The following is a 17,335-nucleotide window of genomic DNA, read 5'->3' as shown; positions in this document are numbered from 1 at the left end:
TCTGCCAGTGCTACCGCGGATTCCGCAAGGACGACAATAGACATCGCGAACAGTGCGAGCGCTGCCCGCGCGACGCCTCTCGGCATGCTCCGGATCATCCGAGACGTCTCCCGGCGACGAATCCGCGTTCCCAGCCGGTCAGCGGCGGCTCGGTCAGCGGCGGCTTGCGCGGGCCGAGGACGGCTCCGGCCAGCACCGCCGGATGTCCCATTGCCAGGGTCGGGCGGGCCAGGAACATCACATCCGACGCCACGGTGGCCACCGCGGGTCGCGACTGCGCAGCGCGGAACACCCGCGCGCCGTATCGAAGCATCCAGCGATCCAGCACGGCCTGTCCGGGGCCTTCGGTATTGCGGAACGCGAGATCCTGGCTGGTCGCCATCTGCCACGGATCAGCAGCCGCCCGGATGATCGAGCGTTGCAGGCGAGGCGCCGAAGCGGCACCGACGCCATTGCGCGCAAATTCCGCACCCAGCGCGCCGGCACAGCGTGTCGCAACCGAAAGTCCCTGGCCGTACACCGGATTCAGTGCCGTCGCGGCATCACCGACGACCACGAATCCGGTGGGCCAGCTTCGGATGCGGTCGAACCGGTACCGCCGATTGCCGGTGCTGCGCGAGCGCATCGTCCCGGTCAACGGCTCGGCTGACGCGAGGATGTCGGCGACCAGCGGATCGGATACGCCGTGCCGGGCGAAGTCGATGAAATCGTCATCCTCGGTGGGCAGCTTGCTGCCTCGGGTGCCGCCGACAGCCGCGATCCACCGGCCGCCTTCGATCGGCAACAAGGTGGCATTGCCACCGGGCTCACCGGAGCGGGATTCGGCTTGGATGAGCACTGCGGGAAAACCCGATTCGGCGCCCGATGCCGCGCGGAAGACCCGGGTGAGATAGGCATGCCCCGAGTCGACGATTTCAGGGGGCGGCACGACGACTCCCAGCGCGTCCAGCCACCGGCCGGCCTGCGATCCGCGGCCGGTGGCATCGATCACCAAGTCGCCGTCGAACTGCTCTGTCGTTCTGGCCGCGGTGTCGCGCAACCGCACACCGTGGACTGCGGTCGCAGATCCCAGCAGCCCCATCGGCTCGCACTCCTGCCGAACGGTGACGGCGTCCTGCTCGACGACCATTGCACGAACGATATGGTCGAGTAGCTGTCTGCTGCAGGTGATCCCGAATCGGCCCGTGTGATTGCGGGCCATCCAGCCGCCCATGTTGGGGCGGAACAGCAAGTCGGCATTGACGCGGATGCGATGCGCGCCGGCCGCGAGGAGCCGGTCGGCGATCCCGGGCAGTAGCCGCTCGAGTCCGAGCACACCGCCGGGCGCGAGAAAGTGTGGATGTCGAGCCTGTGGCAGCCCACGGCGTGGCTCCGGTCGCTCCGGGTATCGGTCTCGCTCGATGACGGTGACAGCACCGGCGTGCCGGGCCGCCGCCGAGGCGGCCAGCAAGCCTGCGAAGCCGCCGCCGAGCACAACCACCCGCGGTCTTGCCGCGTTCATACTCTTCCCTCCCGGTCAGAGTGGGTCAGACGTACCGCGCCGCACCAGAATTGGGAGCGCTCGAGCCTGGCTCCCGGTTCGGTGTCCGGCAGCAGCGCCCATCCGCGCAGTACCAGGGGGGAACGATGCCATCGGGCCGCGGCCCGGAATATCGAGTGCGCCGTCTCGACCGACCAGTCCTGGTAGAAGTTGAGACTGGACGCGAAAGTCCAACGCGCCGAGCCGAGTTCGCGCCCCATCGTGAGATTGACCATTCGCAGCATGGCGGGTGACCAGTGATCCTGGGCCCACCAGCGGATTTCCGGCCGACGCAGGGCGTTGCTCAACATCCGGACCTGCGACGCCTCGAGATACGGCAGTAGCCCTTCGGTGATGACGAGGACAGCGCGTGCACCCTCGCACGCCTCGGCGAGGAACTCCGCGGTCGCGGTCTCGTCGGTGACGTCGACGGTCCTGGTGACCCGTTCGCAGCGAGCTCGCCGGTCGGCCAGCCGCGCGGCTTTGTAGGCGATCAGGTCGGGCAGATCCGCTTCGTACCAGATTGTTTCGGCTGGAATGTCGAGCCGATAGGGACGCGTGTCCAGACCTGCGGCCAGATTGATCACCCGGTCGCATCCCCGTTGCAGGGAGTCGATGACGAGATCGTCGACCAGCCTGGTGCGCACTACCGTCGGCCAGTGGTTTCGCGCGCCGCGCGGCAGCATGCCCGATGCCCCGAGCGTCACGCCCTGCTCGCCGGCCAGCATCGACGCGAGCTCGTCGTGGAACAGCGCGTCGGGTCGTGCCGATTCCAGCGCTCGGTAGACCGCAACCCAGCGCGCGGTATCGGAAACGTGGCCGATCGACGGTGAAGTCATGACGCCTCCTGCTGTTCGGCGGTCCGCTCCTCGCACGCTGTGAACGCGTAGTCCGCGAGCGGGAATCTCCGCATCCGCCACCAGGCTTCGACACTTGTCGACGGCCGGAAGAGGGGTACGTCGCCGAACTGGTCGAAGTAGAAGCTACGGGCCTGCTCGCAGTTCGAGTTGTAGAAGATGGACGCGGCCTGACGGGTGATCATCTCCTCGATGAAGCGCGCATAGGGTTCCGGCTTCACCTCCACCCGGGTGGCGCCGCGCCGCCGCGCTTCGCAGATGCACCGAATCGCATGCGCCACCGCGTTTTCGATGGTCATGAAGAAGGAGCCGGTCATCGAGTAGGGACCGTGGATGATGAAGGCGTTGGGGCAGGGCGGGAGCGTGACGCCCTCGTAGGCGGCGTTGCGATTGCGATCCAAATAGTCGCCCAGATCCACGCCGCCGCTGCCGGTGATCGGGAACCGAGGCAGGCTGGTGCGTTCGAAGACCTCGAAACCTGTTGCCATGACCAGGGTGTCGATGTGGTGATGGCGACCGTCGCCGGTGGTGACACCTGTGGCCGTGATCGCCACGATGTCCGCGGAGATCAGGTCGACATTGTCGCGCGCGAAAGTCTTGTAGTACCTGTTGGACAGGGTCAGGAATTTGCAGCCGAAGCGATACTGCGGTGTCAGCCGATCGCGGAGAGAGCGATCGGGCACCTGCGCGCGCAGGGCGAGCCGGGCCATCCACTCCAGCGCGGTCACCGCGCTGGGCGCTTTGAACCGGAAGATGCCGTTGTACAGCAGTTCCAGCCACACCAGTACGATCCAACGCGGCAGTCTCAGCAGTCCGGGCATGCGGCGGAACACCCAGCGCAGGAACAGCGGAATGGGGAAATCCGGCTTGGGGATCACCCAGATGGGTGTGCGCTGGAATACCGCGAGCCGTTCCGCGCGCTCGGCGGCCTCGGGGATGATCTGGACCGCCGACGACCCGGTGCCGATCACCCCGACCCGGCCTGCGAGCGACACTGTGTGATCCCAGCGCGCACTGTGGATCACCGTTCCGGCGAAGGTGTCCAGACCCGCGATGTCGGGAAGCTTCGGCCGCCCCAGCGCACCGTAGGCGTTGATCACGAATCGAGCGCGCAGCGGACCCCGGCTGGTTTGCAGATCCCAGTGGTGAAGTTCGTCGTCGAATCGGATGCCGGTCACCTCGGTGCCGAGGCGCAGATGCGGGCGCACGCCGTACTTGTCGACGCATCGGTCCGCATAGGACTTCAGCTCGTCGCCCTTGGCATAGGCGTATCGCCAGTCCGGATTCGGCTCGAAGGAGTAGCAGTATCCCCAGATCGGAATATCCACGGCCACATCGGGATAGGTATTGTCACGCCAGATACCGCCGACGTCGTCGGCCTTGTCCACCATGATGAAATCGTGGATTCCGGCCTGCCGCAATCGGATCGCGGCGCAGATGCCGGAGAAGCCGGCGCCCACCACCACGACTTCGAATTCGCGCTGGCCCGCCGGTGTCACCGTTTCCTCCGCAATCTCCGGAGCAGGCCCCGGCGTGGCTGTCGCGCGTCCGAATCGCCGGCCGGTTCCTCCGCCGCCATGAAGAACTCGGTGACGTAGTCGACGAACAGGTCGGCGGTGTCGAAATCCTTGCGCGCCAGCAGTTCTCCCATCACGCCGCTGATCAGTTCCGGTGCCGCGATCTCCGCCAGCCGGCCGACCACCGCAGGGTTCATATAGGGCGCGGCGTCCGCGACGACCACGGGATCGATATTCGACAGCACGGCCAGAGACTTGTCGGTGCGCCCGTCGAGCAGTTCGCCGCCGATCGAGCGTCCCAGCAGCCGGGGCGGCAGCACCCGGGTGGCGAACGGCACCGCCAGCCGCATCGGCACCTGCCGTCCCAGTGCCGAATAGCGCTGGTACTCACCGGGGTAACGCGATCGCAGGTTGTTCACGACCTGCTCGTGCAGCGCCGCCAGATGTTCGCCACCGATCACGCCCAGGTACTCGATGCGCTCGATGGGCACGTGCAGCGCGTCGGCCAGCTTCGTCAACTGAATGCTCGTCGCACGATCGGTCACCGCCGCCTCCTCAGCAGTGCCGCACGCACGATGGATCTGGTTCCCCATGGCAGGCGGGCTATATTGTCCGCGAGCGCGGTCTCGGCAAGGGCGCGGTCACGCCCGGGCGCGCCGTTCAGCAGTGTGAGCAGGTCCGCGCACTGGTCTTCGGACAACAGGTAGAGCGCGGTCAGACCCTCGCCGAGCTCACTCTCGAGTTTTCTTCTCGCGCCGATTGTCTCGGTCATCGTGGCAATATTCCTTTTCGAGCCATTCGCCAGGCCTGACCGGCGGCGCGCCGGCTCAGCGCGCCGACCGATCGCGACGAATCGTCCGGACCTGGCAGGATTTCCCGCAGCAGCGGTTCGGGGAGCCCCCGGCGCCGCCATTCCCGCGGGTAGCCGATGGACACCTCCTCGAACCGCACTCCGTCGAAGTGGTCGGTCCTACGAATGTGCAGGTGCCCGTACACCACGCACCGCACGTTGTAGCGGCGATGCCAATCCGCGGTCAGCTCGGTGCCGCACCACATGGCGAACTCCGACCGGAACAGCCGCTCGGTCGGCCGCCGGAGCAGCGGAAAGTGGTTGATCAGCACCAATGGCACCGCCGGATCCAGTTCGTCGAGCCGGGCACGGGTGTACTGCACCCGCTGCCGGCACCACTCCTCCCGGGAGATGTACGGGTCGTAGGCGAGCAGTTGTTCGTCGGTGGCGACCGATCCGGTGGCCTCCGCGCGCGCCAGACCCTCCTGCTTCGTCTGCACGCCGCGCGGCAGGAAGCTGTAGTCGTACAGCAGGAACAGCGGTGCCAGCACCGCGGGACCGCCCGCACCTTCCCATATCGGGTACGGATCCTCCGGAGTGATCACATCGAGGTCCCGGCAGGTGTCGATCAGATGCCGGTACCGCCCCTCGCCGCGGCGGCGTCGCGGATCCCGTGCAGTGGTCCACATCTCGTGATTGCCGGGCACCCAGATCAGCTTCGCGAAGCGCTCGCGCAGCAGTCCCAGCGCCCAGCGGATCGTATCGGTCTTCTCCGCCACGTCACCCGCGACGATCAGCCAGTCGTCCGGGGAATCGGGCCGAATCTGCTCGACCACTTCCCGATTCCCCGGATGACTGACATGCAGGTCGCTCACCGCGAGCAACTGACTCACGAAACCGCCTCGGTGGCAACGGAACTACCCAGCCTGCGCACCGCCCCAGAGAGCCGGGTGACCAGTTCGTCGGGCACATCGCCGTCCATGTGAATCGCTGTCAGCCGCTCCAACAGCATCTCCACCTCGGCGACGATCGGATCCGCGAGCTCCGCATCCTGCGGAGTCACCTGATCGAGCACATGCCGGGCCAGCAGGTGCACCGTCGGATACTGGAAGATGACCGAGTTCGCCAGCTTCACACCGGTGAGTGCCCGCAGGTGCGCACCGAGCTCGATAGAGCTGAGCGAATCGATACCCATCTCGGTGAACTCCCGATCCGCTTGGACCGCATCGGGAGACGAGTAGCCCAAGACCATCGAGATCGGCGTCTTGAGCAGATCTACGATCACCTCGTGCTGTTCGGACGGGCTCAGTCCGCCCAGCCGCTTGGCCAGCTGAGAGGGATCGCCCATCTGCTGCGTGGCACGCGGCCGAGTGTGTAGCAGCGCGCGGAAGAACGGCGGCAATTCGGTCACCTGAGAGGCCACCCGCAGCAGCGACAGATCCATACCGACAGGCAGCACATGCGGCCGCCCGGTGCGCAACGCCGCGTCGAACAGTTCCAACGCCTCCTGCGTCGGGATCGGCGTCACGCCCATGCGGGTCAGGCGAGAACGATCCTTCTCGTCCATGCCGCCGGTATTGGAAGTATCCTCCGCCCACCAGCCCCACGCCATCGCCGTGGCGGGCAACCCGCGGTGGTAACGGTGTGCGGCCAAACTGTCGAGGAAAACATTGGCCGCACCGTAGTTGGCCTGACCGGCGCTACCGAATGTGCCTGCCGCCGAAGAGAACAGCACGAACATCGACAGATCCAGGTGCTGGGTCAGCTCGTGCAGATGCCAGGCGCCGTGCGCCTTGGCGGGCAGCACCGCGTCCAGATGTTCGGCCGTCAGCGCGGCGAAAGTCGAGTCCGCCAATGCGGCCGCCAGATGGACCACGCCTCCGAGCGGATGCTGCGCGGGCAGGGAGTCGAGCACCGCCGCCAGCGCGTCCCGATCACCGGCATCACACGCGGCGACCGTCACCCTAGCGCCCAAGGCATCCAATTCCCCGACCAGAGCGGCGATTCCGTCGGCCTGCATACCACTGCGACTGGTCAGCAGCAGATGCTTGGCACCGTAGTCGGAGACCAGATGCCGGGCGATGATCCCACCGATCGTGCCGGTGCCGCCGGTGATCAGCACCGTCGATTCCGGATCGAAGGCGGTCGGCCAGGTGAGCACCACCTTGCCGACGTGCCGCGCCTCGGACAGCAGACGCAGCGCCGCGCAGGCGTGCCGCACATCGAAACGGGTCAATGGCAGCGGGGCCAGGACGCCATTCGCGAACAGCTCCGCCAACTCGGCGAGGAGTCCGCCCACCAGGTCCGGAGCCAGTGCACCCAACTCGAACGAGGAGTAGGTGACATCGTGCGCACCGCGTACCTCCGCCGGATCGCGCACCACGTCCCGGGCGATCTCCACGAACCGGCCGCCGGATGCGAGTAGTCCCAGTGAGTCGTTGGTGAAGGTGTCCGGCAGCAGGTTCAGCACGATCCCGATGTCGTGGTTCGCGAACCGGGCGGCAAAGTCCGAGGAACGGGAATCCGCCAGATGATCTTCGGCAAAACCCAGGCCGCGCAAGTCATCCCACTTGGTGCGACTTGCGGTCGCCAATACCTCCAGGCCGAGATGCCGGGACAGGTTCACCGCAGCCGTGCCGACGCCACCGGTGGCGGCGTGCACGAGCACCCGCTCGCCCGCCCGGGCCTCGGCGACCTCGCGGAGGCCGTACAGTGCGGTCAGATAGGCGACCGGTGCGGCGGCAGCCTGAGCGAATGACCATGCCGCCGGAACCGCGGCGAGCAGCCTGTGATCGGCCACCGAGGTAGCGGCGATCTCGTCGAACAGGCCGAATACCCGATCACCGGGCGCGAGACCCGTCACGTCCGACGCGACCGCGACGACGACACCGGCCGCCTCGTGCACCAGCCGGGACGGCGTCCCGGACGACGCGGCCAATCCGGTGAGCGCGACCGGAAAGGACAGACCGGCGGCACGCAGCGCGACCGAGACCGTGCCGGGTGGCAGCGTGTCCGCGGCGGAGTTGTCATCGGCTTCGGACAGCGTGACGTCGTCGAGGTTGCCGGACGCGGGGATCGCCAGCCGCCATGTGCCGGCCAGCCGCGCCCCGACGGTGGCCGCGGCTTCGAGGCCCGCACGCAGTCGGCGCCCGAAGAATTCGCCGGCGCGCAGTACCAGCTCGGGTTCGTCGGTCTGCAGGACCGCGCTGAGCTGATCGAGGGTGATATCAGCCTCATCGAGATCGATCTGCTGGATCCGGTCCTGGAACTCCGACTGAGCGCTTCGCACCAGCGCCCACACCGTCGAGCCGGCCAGGTCGGAAACCTCTTCGGAGATGTCGACCGCCTGTACCCGCCTCGTGAGCACGACCAGCTTCGTCTCGGCGAATCGTTCATCGGCGAACCAGGTTTGGAGCTGGGTCAGCGTCCGCACCAGTTCGTCGCGCATGGTGACCGTCAGGTGCGCGCCCGGCTCGGCGCCCGCGGATCCCGCAAGCCTCGCAAGCAGCACAACCTTCGGAGCCTCGGCACCGGAGTCGATCGCCGCGCTCAACGCGTCGATATCCGTGTAGGTCGTCAGTTCGCTTTCGTCGGACACCCCGAACGGTTCGCTGCCGACGACGGCCCATTCACCCCGCCGTGCCGAATACCGGGCTCGCTGAGCGGGAAGGGCCAGCCAGTCCACGCCGAACAGAGATTCCTGGCGTCCCGACAAGCCGCGGGTCGCGAGTTTGCCCATGGAGATGGACCGCACCTGCAGGGTGCCGACGGCGACAACGCGGCCGGTGTTGTCTGCCAGTACCCAGCGCAGCCGGTCGTCTCCGACCGGAGTCAGCTTGACACGCAGCGCTTTCGCGCCCACCGCACGCAGTTCTACCCGTTCCCAGGCAAAGGGCAGTCGAATCGCGCCCGCCTCCGAAGGCATCAACGCCGCAGCGGCGGCAGCAGATTGCATAGCGGCATCCAGCAGTGCCGGATGCAGGCCGTACTTGTCGGCGTCGCCCACCGTTTCCGGTAGCGCGACCTCGGCGAATACCTCCTCGCCGCGCTTCCACACGGCCTTCATCCCCTGGAAGACAGGACCGTACTGGTAGCCCAGCGCGGCAAGGGTCCGGTACGCGGTTTCGGGATCCATCCCCGGCTCCGCGCCCACCGGTGGCCACAGTTCGAGGCTCTGCCCGTCGGTCTCATCGGTTTTGGCCGCAGCGGTCAGCAATCCGTCGGCGTGCAGGCTCCACTGGCTGGCACCCGGCAGTTCGTCGGTCACCTCCGGACGCGAATAGATCGCTACTTTGCGCCGCCCGCCCTTCTCCGGCTCGCCCACCACCAGTTGCAGGTGGATGGCGCCCTCCGTCGGCAAGGTGACCGGGGTGTACATACTCAGCTTCTCCACCCGCGGGCAGCCGAGCGAGTCACCGGCGTGCAGTGCGAGTTCCAGCAGCATGGCGCCGGGCACCAGTACATTGCCGTGCAGGGCGTGGTCTGCCAGCCAGGGATGGCTGGTCACCGACAGTCGGGTGCTGAACTGGAATCGATCGGCACCGGGCAGCTCGGACACCGCGCCGAGCAGGGGGTGGCCCGCGGCGACCAGGCCCAGGCCGCTCGGCTTCCCGCCACCGGTGTTGGCGACACTCGCCAGCCAGTACTTCTGACGCTGGAAAGCATAGGTGGGCAACGTAACCGGCTGAGCGGTACTGACCGGATAGACCTTCGACCAGTCGGGTGAGACGCCCTTGACGTGCGCCTCGGCCACCGAGGTCAGGAACCGGCGAATACCGGCGTCTTCACGCCTGAGTGAGCCGACGACGAGGCAGGAATCCGCGAAAGATCCAGCGTGGTCCAGGGATTCGTGCATCGCGGAGGTGAGCACCGGGTGCACGCTCATCTCTATGAACGCGTCGAACCCGGACTGGAACGCCGCTTGGAAGCCCCGCTCGAAGTCGACCGGCTCGCGCAGATTACGGAACCAGTAGTCGGGGCCCAGCTGCTCGGCCGGCAATACGTCACCGGTGACGGTGGAGAAGAACACCACGTCGGTACCCGTCGGCGCGATCGGCGCAACAGCCGCCTGCAACTGCTCCCGCACTGGGTCCAGATGCGGAGTGTGTGCGGCATAGTCCACCGGAATGCGCTTGGCACGCACTCCATTTTCTTCGGCAAGCTCGACGATTCGGGTCACCGCCTCCGCGCCACCGGCGACGACGGTGGTGGTCGGGGAATTGATCGCGGCGATGTAGAGGTCGTCGAGGCCGTCCATGAGTTCTCGAACCCGCTCGGCCGCAGCGTTGATGGAGGCCATGCCGCCGGAACCGGGGAGGCTGCGCAGCGGCTTGCTGCGCATGGTCACGATCCGGGCGGCGTCGGACAGCGACAGCGCGCCCGCCACGTAGGCTGCCGCGACTTCGCCCTGCGAATGCCCGATCACGGCGGCTGGCTCGATGCCGTACGAACGCCACAGCGCCGCAAGGGAAACCATGGTTGCGAACAAGGCGGGCTGCACTGCATCGACGCGTTCGATCGACGGCGCGCCGTCCGCTTCGCGCAGAACATCGGTCAGCGACCAATCCACGAATTCGGCGAACGCGTCCGCACATGCGCGGATCTGCTCCGCGAAGAAGGGCGATTCCTCCATCAATTGCGCTGCCATGCCGGCGAATTGCGCGCCTTGACCGGGAAAGACGAATGCCACCCGACGATCCGGATGCGCCTGACCCCGAATCGGCCCGACCGGCTTGCTCTCCGCTACCTCGGCCAGACCGGCGAGCAGATCGACTCGGTTGGTGCCGAGCAGCACGGCACGATGCTCGAATGTCGCCCGCGTGGTCGCCAAGGCGCAACCCACATCACGCAGGGCGAATTCCGGGTGTCGCTTGACATGATCGGCCAGCCGGGCCGCCTGGTCGGCCAGCGCCTCTGGCGTCTTGCCGGAGATCGGCCACACGGCAACGGGCACAACCGATTCCGACAACGGAGCAGACGGTTGCTCAGCAACCGGCGGGGCCTCTTCGAGGATGATGTGCGCATTGGTTCCGGCGATGCCGAACGACGAGACGCCAGCTCTGCGCGGATGGCCATTGTCCGGCCACGGACCGACCTGCGTCACCAATTCCACCGCGCCGTGCGACCAATCCACCGCTTGGGTGGGTTCGCTGACGTTGACTGTGGACGGGAGCACGCCGTGCCGCATCGCCTGGACCATCTTGATGACTCCGGCCGCACCGGCCGCCGCTTGCGTGTGGCCGAAGTTGCCCTTGATGGATCCCAACTTCAGCGGCTGCCCCGCGGCGCGATCCTGACCGTAGGTGTCGAACAGCGCCCGCAATTCGATGGGATCGCCTACCGGAGTACCGGTTCCATGTCCCTCGACGACATCGATGTCAGCGGCCGCCAGTCCGGCGTTCGCCAACGCCGCACAGATCAGCTTCTGCTGCGCCGGCGTACTCGGCACAGTCAAGCCTTTGGTGGCGCCGTCCTGGTTGACGGCCGCGCCACGCATGACGGCCAGCACCCGATGTCCGTTCCGGCGGGCGTCGCAGAGCCGTTCCAATACCAGCATTGCCACGCCCTCGGACATGCAGAAGCCGTCGGCGTCGGCCGAAAAGGGTCTGCTGCGGCCCTCTTTGGAGATAGCGCCGTGCTGGCCCAGTGCGAAGAAGCCGGTGAGGGTGGACATGATCGAGACGCCACCGACCAGCGCCAGCGAGCATTCCTCGGCCTGCAGCGCCTGACCACCCAGGTGCATCGCCACCAGCGAGGACGAGCAGGCGGTGTCGATGCTCATCGTGGGACCTTGCAACCCCAGAACGTAGGACACGCGCCCGGACAGCACACTCTGGCTGACGCCCAATGAGACATATCCCGGGTCCAGGTCCTTCTGACCGGGGATCAAATAGGCGTAGTCACCGCCCATCGCACCGACATAGACGCCGGTGTCGGTGTCGCGCAACGTGGTCGGGTCGATGCCTGCGTCCTCGAGCGCCTGCCAGGTGGTCTCGAGCACCATCCGTTGCTGCGGATCCATCGCCCTGGCCTCGCGGGGGCTGATCCCGAAGAACTCCGGGTCGAATTGTCCTGGCTCGTCGATGAATCCACCCATCGGCGCCATGGCCGCCGCCACTTCAGGCGAGGCCATATCTGCCAGCTCCGTCATGGATCGATCCGGCGGAAATTTGCTGGATATGTGCTTACCTTCAACTAGGAAGCGCCATAACGATTCCGGCGAGTCGATTCCCCCGGGAAAACGGCACGCCATTCCGACGATAGCGACAGCATTCGAAGAGATTTCTTCATTCGCCATGAGGTCCCCTTTTCCTCGGCATGCAGACCAAAATCTGCAGATAGAACACGTTCTAATGATTGGTTGACCGTGAGTGGCCAGAGAAGTCGAGTCCGCTCCGAGCGCTCGGCATCGGTGCGGCGAAAGCTACCGTAACTCAGGCCATCTGTGACTGCAACACATTTCAGAATGAAGGTTTAATGTGACAGTGGGTAACTTGCAAATTCCCGGCGAATCATGAACGCTCACAGCTGAGTTCAAGCCAGTGAGACTCGTGTGGGGTGGGGGAATATCCTCTCGTTAGCAATCGAAGTGCTTCGCGCCCATGAGTTTGCTAGTTAATTACCGAGAAGGGCGAAGCGTGGCCAAGTTCGAAGTCACCAGAGCATTGGAGGTTAGCCCGGTGCAGCTGTACGCACTCATCGCCGACACCTCGACGTGGGGGGACTGGTTCCTGCTGCACGACGGGTTCGCCGAGCAGCCGCCGGAGCGTATCGGCGTGAACACGAAGCTGGTGCAGAACATTCGCATGCTCGGCATGACCCAGAGGCTGGAACTGACCATAGCCGCGTTCAAACCGCCGATGCAGTTGACCCTTTCGGGCAGCAGTCCTGCTGGCGTCACCTGCGAGTTCAGCTTCACCATCGAACGCGGCCCTGGCGGTTGCCAGCTCACCATCGCAGGCGACTTCGCCGGTCCGATTCTGACGGGACAGCTAGCCAAGGTGATCGAGGGCGACGCGCAGGCGCAGCTGACCAAATCCATGGCGAGGCTGTCCAGGATCACAGGATCCGATGCCGGATGATGCTCGAACTCAGCAGGGTGGTCCGGAGCTACCGAATCGGTGGACAATCCGTGCGCGCACTGGATGGAATCGATCTCCGCATCGACGCAGGGCAATTCGTCTCAGTGGTCGGCCCGTCCGGTGCCGGCAAAAGCACCCTGCTGCATCTGCTCGGTGCGCTGGATCTGCCCGACAGCGGATCGATCCGATTCCGTGACCGCGAGATCGGGCATCTCGACGACGATCAGCAGTCCGAGTTCCGCCGTCACCATGTGGGATTCGTGTTCCAGTTCTTCAACCTGCTGCCGACACTGTCCGCGTGGGAGAACGTCGCGGTCCCGAAGCTGTTGGACGGCAACGGGCTTCGCGCCACCAAGACTCGCGCCCTCGAGCTGCTCGGGTTGGTCGGATTGGGCGACCGCGCCGAACATCGACCATCGGAACTCTCCGGTGGACAGATGCAGCGAGTCGCGTTGGCTCGCGCCCTGGTGATGGATCCCCCACTCATCCTCGCGGACGAACCGACAGGGAACCTCGATTCCAAGACCGGCGCCGATATCATGGCATTGCTCGCCCAGATCGCCCACGACGATCAGCGAGAACGCGCGGTCATCATGGTCACCCACAATACCGAGGCCGCGAACACCACGGACCGGATACTCACCTTGGCCGACGGCCGCCTGGTCGGCGACGAATCCTCCTGCGATGCAGTCGTTCTCGACGACCCTGTCGCGGAGGTTCGATGACCGCATTGATCGATCGCTGGCGGCTGTTCAGCCTGCGCGAATTCACGATCCACCGCGGACGGACCATTGCCTCGGTAACGGTGATGGCGGTGTCCGCCGCATTCCTGGTTTCGGTCTTCGGCATCTTCGGCTCACTGACCGGCTCGGTGGACCGGCTGGTCGGAGGCCTCGCCGGTAACGCCGCGCTCGAGGTCACCGGAGTCACCGATTCCGGATTTCCCGCGTCGATCCGCGACGACATCGCCACCGCCCCCGGGGTCGCGGCAGCGGTCCCGATGGTGCGGACCCAGATCGACTCCGATGGCGGGCCATTGCTTCTGCTCGGCGCCGACGCGAGCGCGACCGCGCTGGGCAGCGATCTCCAGCAGGCTGTCGAGGAACAGCTCGCGGCGTTCGTGTCTGCGATGAATGGGGTATTGGTCGGTCCGGGCGTCGGCGCGACAACCGGCGACACCATTCGGCTGGGATCGCATCAGGTCACGGTCGCCGGCGTGATCCACGGCGGCACGGCGGCACGGCTCAACGAAGGCCACTACATCCTGACGTCCCTCGCTGTCGCGCAACAGGTGACCGGGCACGTGGGACGGCTGGATTCGGTGATGATCGTCGCCGCACCGCACACGGATTCGAAGGCACTTCGTGAGGCCGTCGACCGTACGGTGAACGGCCGGGCCCTGGTGGCCGAACCCAGCGTTCGAGCCGTGCAGACCGGCAACGGCGTGCGAATACTGCAGTACATGACGCTGATGGGTGCCGCGCTGGCGTTCATCGTCGCGGCATTCTTGATCTACACCACCATGACGATGGCGATAGCCCAACGGCGACCGACGATTTCGATGCTGCGCGCCATCGGTGGGCGTCGTCGCACCATCGTCGCCGATCTGCTCACCGAGTCCGCGGTGATCGGGCTGATCGGTGGTGCGGTGGGCTCGGTGATCGGAATCGCATTCGGCCGCACTGCCATCGGCACCCTGCCCGTTGCCCTGATGCAGTCGGTAGAGGCGCGAACGGTGTATTCCCTTCCCCTCTATGCGATTCCGCTCGCCATCGGTGCAGCGGTGTGCACCAGTGTTGCCGCATCGGCGGTAGCCGCGTACCAGGTGTACAAGGTGTCGCCGATCGAAGCGCTCGCCCCGGTCGGAGCATCGGTCGCCGATCAGGTGCGCCCCTGGCTGCGCCTGGCCGCGATCTGCGTGACGGTCGGCGGGTTGACGGTTTCCATTGTCCTTGTGGTCCTTCGGCTGGGTAATTTCCTCTGGTCCGGGGTCGCATTGTCGATGTTCTTCGGCGCAGGTATCGCCCTGTGCTTCGCGAGCATCGGGGGTCTGGTCCGCGTGGCCGCGTGGGCGGCGCGGCGTTTCGGCCGGGCGGGCGAGCTCGCCGCAGCGACGCTCGAGCGCGCCCCGCGGCGAGTCTGGGCGACCATGATGACTGTCTTCATGGCCGTGACGGTGACCATCACCATCACGGGCGCGAACAATGACCTGCTGAATTCGGTGCGCAGCTCACTGGGAGCGGTCGGAGATGTCGACGTGTGGGTGGCATCGCATCCGCCGGAACAGTTTCCGACCAGCGCACTGCCATCCGACCTACCCGCCGAAGTCGCAGCGCTGCCCGGCGTCGCGCACGTCACCGAGGGACAGCTCGCCTATGCCACCCTCGGCGACGAGAAGGTCATTCTCTACGGATTGGATCATGGCAGCGTCAGCCCGATGTACCAGGCGCTGGACCCGCAGGTCCGCGCCGATGTGGTCGCCGGGCACGGCATGGTGCTTTCCCGGGACCTCAGCCGCACCCTGGGCGTCGGGGTCGGCGACGAACTGCCGATTCGAACTCCGCGCGGACTCCAACGAATCCGGGTACTGGGAGTGGTCTCATACTTCTCGGCGCTGACGGGTACCGCCGGGATCGGCCTGAATCAGATGCGTGACTGGTTCGATCGCCCGGGGGCCACACTGCTACAGGTCGATGGCGCACCGGGCGTCGACAAGGCACAGCTGCTGGCATCGATCCGACAGGCGAGCCCTTCCGAAGTGCACGTCTACTCTGGGGCGGAATCGCTGGCAGGTGTCGAGGGCGCTATCCGGCAGGGCATGGCGGTGGCGAACGCCGTATGGGTGATCGTCGTGCTGATCGCGGCGATAGCACTGCTGAATACCCTCACGCTCTCGGTATTGGAGCGGCGACGAGAAATCGGGGTGCTGCGGGCCATGGGCGCGAGCCGTCGCGTCACGCTGCGCATGGTGCTCGCCGAAGCCGCCGGCATCGGCGTCGTCGGCGGCGGACTCGGACTGCTGTTCGGCGTGGCCAGCCAGTACTTCTTCGACAGTGTCACCCCGGACATCATGAACATCGATGTCGCATATACACCGAGCGCGATGGTTCTCGTCTTCGCCGCGGCAGCAATAGGACTCAGCCTGCTCGGCTCGATTCCGCCTGCCGTCCGAGCATCGCGACTGAACATCATCGAGGCAGTGAGCATCGAATGACCGAGCAGGAGGTACAGATGAACAGGCATACGGCTACTCGCGGCCGGCTGGCCGCGATCATGCTCGCCATAGTTGTGGCCGCCACCACGGCCGCATGCGGTGGTTCCGACGACCACAGTGCGAAACCTGTTGCACAACACACCACGACAAAGCCTGCCGGTGACCAACCACCGCTGCCGCTGCCCGGTCCGGGTGACCTCAATGCCGGCCTGATGTTGGCGCTGGATCCGAATACGCCGCGGGAGCAGAAGATCGGCGCCGTGCAGGGCGCGGATGCCGATCCGGATCTGATCGACAAGATGACCCAGGCCGGAGCGGCCAACAACGTGACCATGACCGTCACGAAGGTGGAGTACGTCGGTGAGGGCGTAATGCAAGCGAGCGCGACGCTCACTCTCAACGGCAAGCCGGTGGATGGCCAAGCGCAGATCCCCTTCATAGCCGAGGGTGGTCGCTGGAAGCTTCAGAAGGCATGGGCCTGTCAGATGCTCGCCAATGCGCAGCTCGCCTCGTCAGCCTGCAAGTAACGGAGGGGATGGACGCCATGAGCATCGAGATCGCGGGTCTCGAGCCCACACTCGTCGAAGGCATGACCTCCGATGAACTCGCTGCGGCGATGCCGGAGTTGGTGACGACCTTCGTCGGGCGAGCCACAGATCAAGCGATCATGTGGCGTGACTGGTCGATGCGGTGGCTGGACGCGTGGAGCGAGCACGACCTCGAGGGGGTGCTGGCGCTCGTCGCCGACGATGTCGTCTACGAGGACCCTTCGCTGTTCGGCGAGCGGCTCGCCGGCAAAGCCGCCCTCCGGGAAGTCGTGGCGATGACATGGCGTGCGTTCCCCGATGTGCGATTCGAGCTCTCGGGAACTCCCTACCTGGCGGTGCTGGGCACCGGTATGGCAGTGCCATGGCGAATGCGCGCCACATTCGCAGGAGATATGGGCGGTGGCCCGTCGCCACTGGGAATCGCGCCAACCGGTCGGCGATTCGACACCCACGGGGTCGACATCTACGAACTGAGCGACGGATTGCTCTGCCGATGGTCGACCACAACCGATATGTTCGATCTCGCCCAACAGGTCGGCATGCTGCCCGGTCCGCGAACCAGACTGTTCCAGTTCGGGATTCGCATGCAACGCCTGGGCGCACCGCTACTGCGCATGGTCCACCGATTCCGGGAACGTGCACAGCAGTAGTCACGGGCCCGATCCATTGGCTCAACCGCGCGTGGCCCCGTAGAACCGGTACTTCTCCACTACCAACCGGCCACCCTTCCTCCGGCGAAGTAGATAGCGAAGAACGGCGTTCGTTGGGGGACACCCGACTCCGCCCGGCCCTCATCCGCGGGCGGGTCT

General features: G+C 66.0%; 12 protein-coding genes. 5 read left to right on the top strand and 7 right to left on the bottom strand.

Going from position 1 to position 17,335, the window contains the following annotated elements; genetic code table 11:
- Positions 1–94 precede the first annotated feature (94 nt).
- From ACQP1G_RS34685 to ACQP1G_RS34655, 7 genes are read right to left on the bottom strand one after another with little or no spacing between them, the layout of a single operon-like run.
- On the bottom strand, positions 95–1,501 hold the full coding sequence (locus tag ACQP1G_RS34685; RefSeq protein WP_433193906.1) for an NAD(P)/FAD-dependent oxidoreductase: 1,407 nt from the start codon (positions 1,499–1,501) through the stop codon (positions 95–97).
- Entirely contained in the window at positions 1,498–2,358 is an 861-nt protein-coding gene (locus ACQP1G_RS34680) for a class I SAM-dependent methyltransferase (protein WP_433193905.1), read from the bottom strand. Before ACQP1G_RS34680 ends, ACQP1G_RS34685 begins: the two co-directional genes overlap by 4 nt.
- The gene (locus ACQP1G_RS34675; RefSeq protein WP_433193904.1) at positions 2,355–3,875 is read right to left on the bottom strand and encodes a flavin-containing monooxygenase; all 1,521 of its coding nucleotides are present in this window, start codon (positions 3,873–3,875) and stop codon (positions 2,355–2,357) included. The genes ACQP1G_RS34680 and ACQP1G_RS34675 overlap by 4 nt, the downstream gene beginning before the upstream one ends.
- The gene (locus tag ACQP1G_RS34670; protein ID WP_433193903.1) at positions 3,872–4,438 is read right to left on the bottom strand and encodes a hypothetical protein; all 567 of its coding nucleotides are present in this window, start codon (positions 4,436–4,438) and stop codon (positions 3,872–3,874) included. Before ACQP1G_RS34670 ends, ACQP1G_RS34675 begins: the two co-directional genes overlap by 4 nt.
- Positions 4,435–4,665 carry a hypothetical protein gene (locus ACQP1G_RS34665; protein WP_433193902.1) on the bottom strand — a complete coding sequence of 77 codons (231 nt, stop codon included), beginning with the start codon at positions 4,663–4,665 and terminating at the stop codon, positions 4,435–4,437. The genes ACQP1G_RS34670 and ACQP1G_RS34665 overlap by 4 nt, the downstream gene beginning before the upstream one ends.
- Positions 4,662–5,576, bottom strand: coding sequence for a metallophosphoesterase family protein (locus ACQP1G_RS34660; RefSeq protein WP_433193901.1), 915 nt, complete (start codon positions 5,574–5,576; stop codon positions 4,662–4,664). The genes ACQP1G_RS34665 and ACQP1G_RS34660 overlap by 4 nt, the downstream gene beginning before the upstream one ends.
- The gene (locus ACQP1G_RS34655) at positions 5,573–11,980 is read right to left on the bottom strand and encodes an SDR family NAD(P)-dependent oxidoreductase (RefSeq protein ID WP_433193900.1); all 6,408 of its coding nucleotides are present in this window, start codon (positions 11,978–11,980) and stop codon (positions 5,573–5,575) included. The genes ACQP1G_RS34660 and ACQP1G_RS34655 overlap by 4 nt, the downstream gene beginning before the upstream one ends.
- 340 nt (positions 11,981–12,320) lie before the next feature.
- Between ACQP1G_RS34655 and ACQP1G_RS34650 the strand changes: the two genes are divergently transcribed.
- From ACQP1G_RS34650 to ACQP1G_RS34630, 5 genes are read left to right on the top strand one after another with little or no spacing between them, the layout of a single operon-like run.
- Entirely contained in the window at positions 12,321–12,764 is a 444-nt protein-coding gene (locus tag ACQP1G_RS34650; RefSeq protein ID WP_433193899.1) for a type II toxin-antitoxin system Rv0910 family toxin, read from the top strand.
- Positions 12,761–13,489, top strand: a complete 729-nt coding sequence (locus ACQP1G_RS34645; RefSeq protein ID WP_433193898.1) for an ABC transporter ATP-binding protein — start codon at positions 12,761–12,763, stop codon at positions 13,487–13,489. Before ACQP1G_RS34650 ends, ACQP1G_RS34645 begins: the two co-directional genes overlap by 4 nt.
- On the top strand, positions 13,486–15,978 hold the full coding sequence (locus tag ACQP1G_RS34640) for an FtsX-like permease family protein (RefSeq protein WP_433193897.1): 2,493 nt from the start codon (positions 13,486–13,488) through the stop codon (positions 15,976–15,978). Before ACQP1G_RS34645 ends, ACQP1G_RS34640 begins: the two co-directional genes overlap by 4 nt.
- Positions 15,975–16,505, top strand: coding sequence for a hypothetical protein (locus ACQP1G_RS34635; RefSeq protein WP_433193896.1), 531 nt, complete (start codon positions 15,975–15,977; stop codon positions 16,503–16,505). The genes ACQP1G_RS34640 and ACQP1G_RS34635 overlap by 4 nt, the downstream gene beginning before the upstream one ends.
- Positions 16,506–16,522: 17 nt before the next feature.
- On the top strand, positions 16,523–17,176 hold the full coding sequence (locus ACQP1G_RS34630) for an ester cyclase (RefSeq protein WP_433193895.1): 654 nt from the start codon (positions 16,523–16,525) through the stop codon (positions 17,174–17,176).
- Positions 17,177–17,335: the final 159 nt, after the last annotated feature.

The organism is Nocardia sp. CA-107356, assembly GCF_050946365.1.
Taxonomy (GTDB): Bacteria; Actinomycetota; Actinomycetes; order Mycobacteriales; family Mycobacteriaceae; genus Nocardia.
This window is presented reverse-complemented; position numbering and strand designations above follow the sequence as displayed.

Excerpts from the sequence above, each read along its gene's own strand:
- ACQP1G_RS34685 (WP_433193906.1), bottom strand. The coding sequence starts at position 1,501 with ATGAACGCGGCAAGACCGCGGGTGGTTGTGCTCGGCGGCGGCTTCGCA.
- ACQP1G_RS34680 (WP_433193905.1), bottom strand. The coding sequence starts at position 2,358 with ATGACTTCACCGTCGATCGGCCACGTTTCCGATACCGCGCGCTGGGTT.
- ACQP1G_RS34665 (WP_433193902.1), bottom strand. The coding sequence starts at position 4,665 with ATGACCGAGACAATCGGCGCGAGAAGAAAACTCGAGAGTGAGCTCGGC.
- ACQP1G_RS34655 (WP_433193900.1), bottom strand. The coding sequence starts at position 11,980 with ATGGCGAATGAAGAAATCTCTTCGAATGCTGTCGCTATCGTCGGAATG.
- ACQP1G_RS34645 (WP_433193898.1), top strand. The coding sequence starts at position 12,761 with ATGATGCTCGAACTCAGCAGGGTGGTCCGGAGCTACCGAATCGGTGGA.
- ACQP1G_RS34640 (WP_433193897.1), top strand. The coding sequence starts at position 13,486 with ATGACCGCATTGATCGATCGCTGGCGGCTGTTCAGCCTGCGCGAATTC.
- ACQP1G_RS34635 (WP_433193896.1), top strand. The coding sequence starts at position 15,975 with ATGACCGAGCAGGAGGTACAGATGAACAGGCATACGGCTACTCGCGGC.
- ACQP1G_RS34630 (WP_433193895.1), top strand. The coding sequence starts at position 16,523 with ATGAGCATCGAGATCGCGGGTCTCGAGCCCACACTCGTCGAAGGCATG.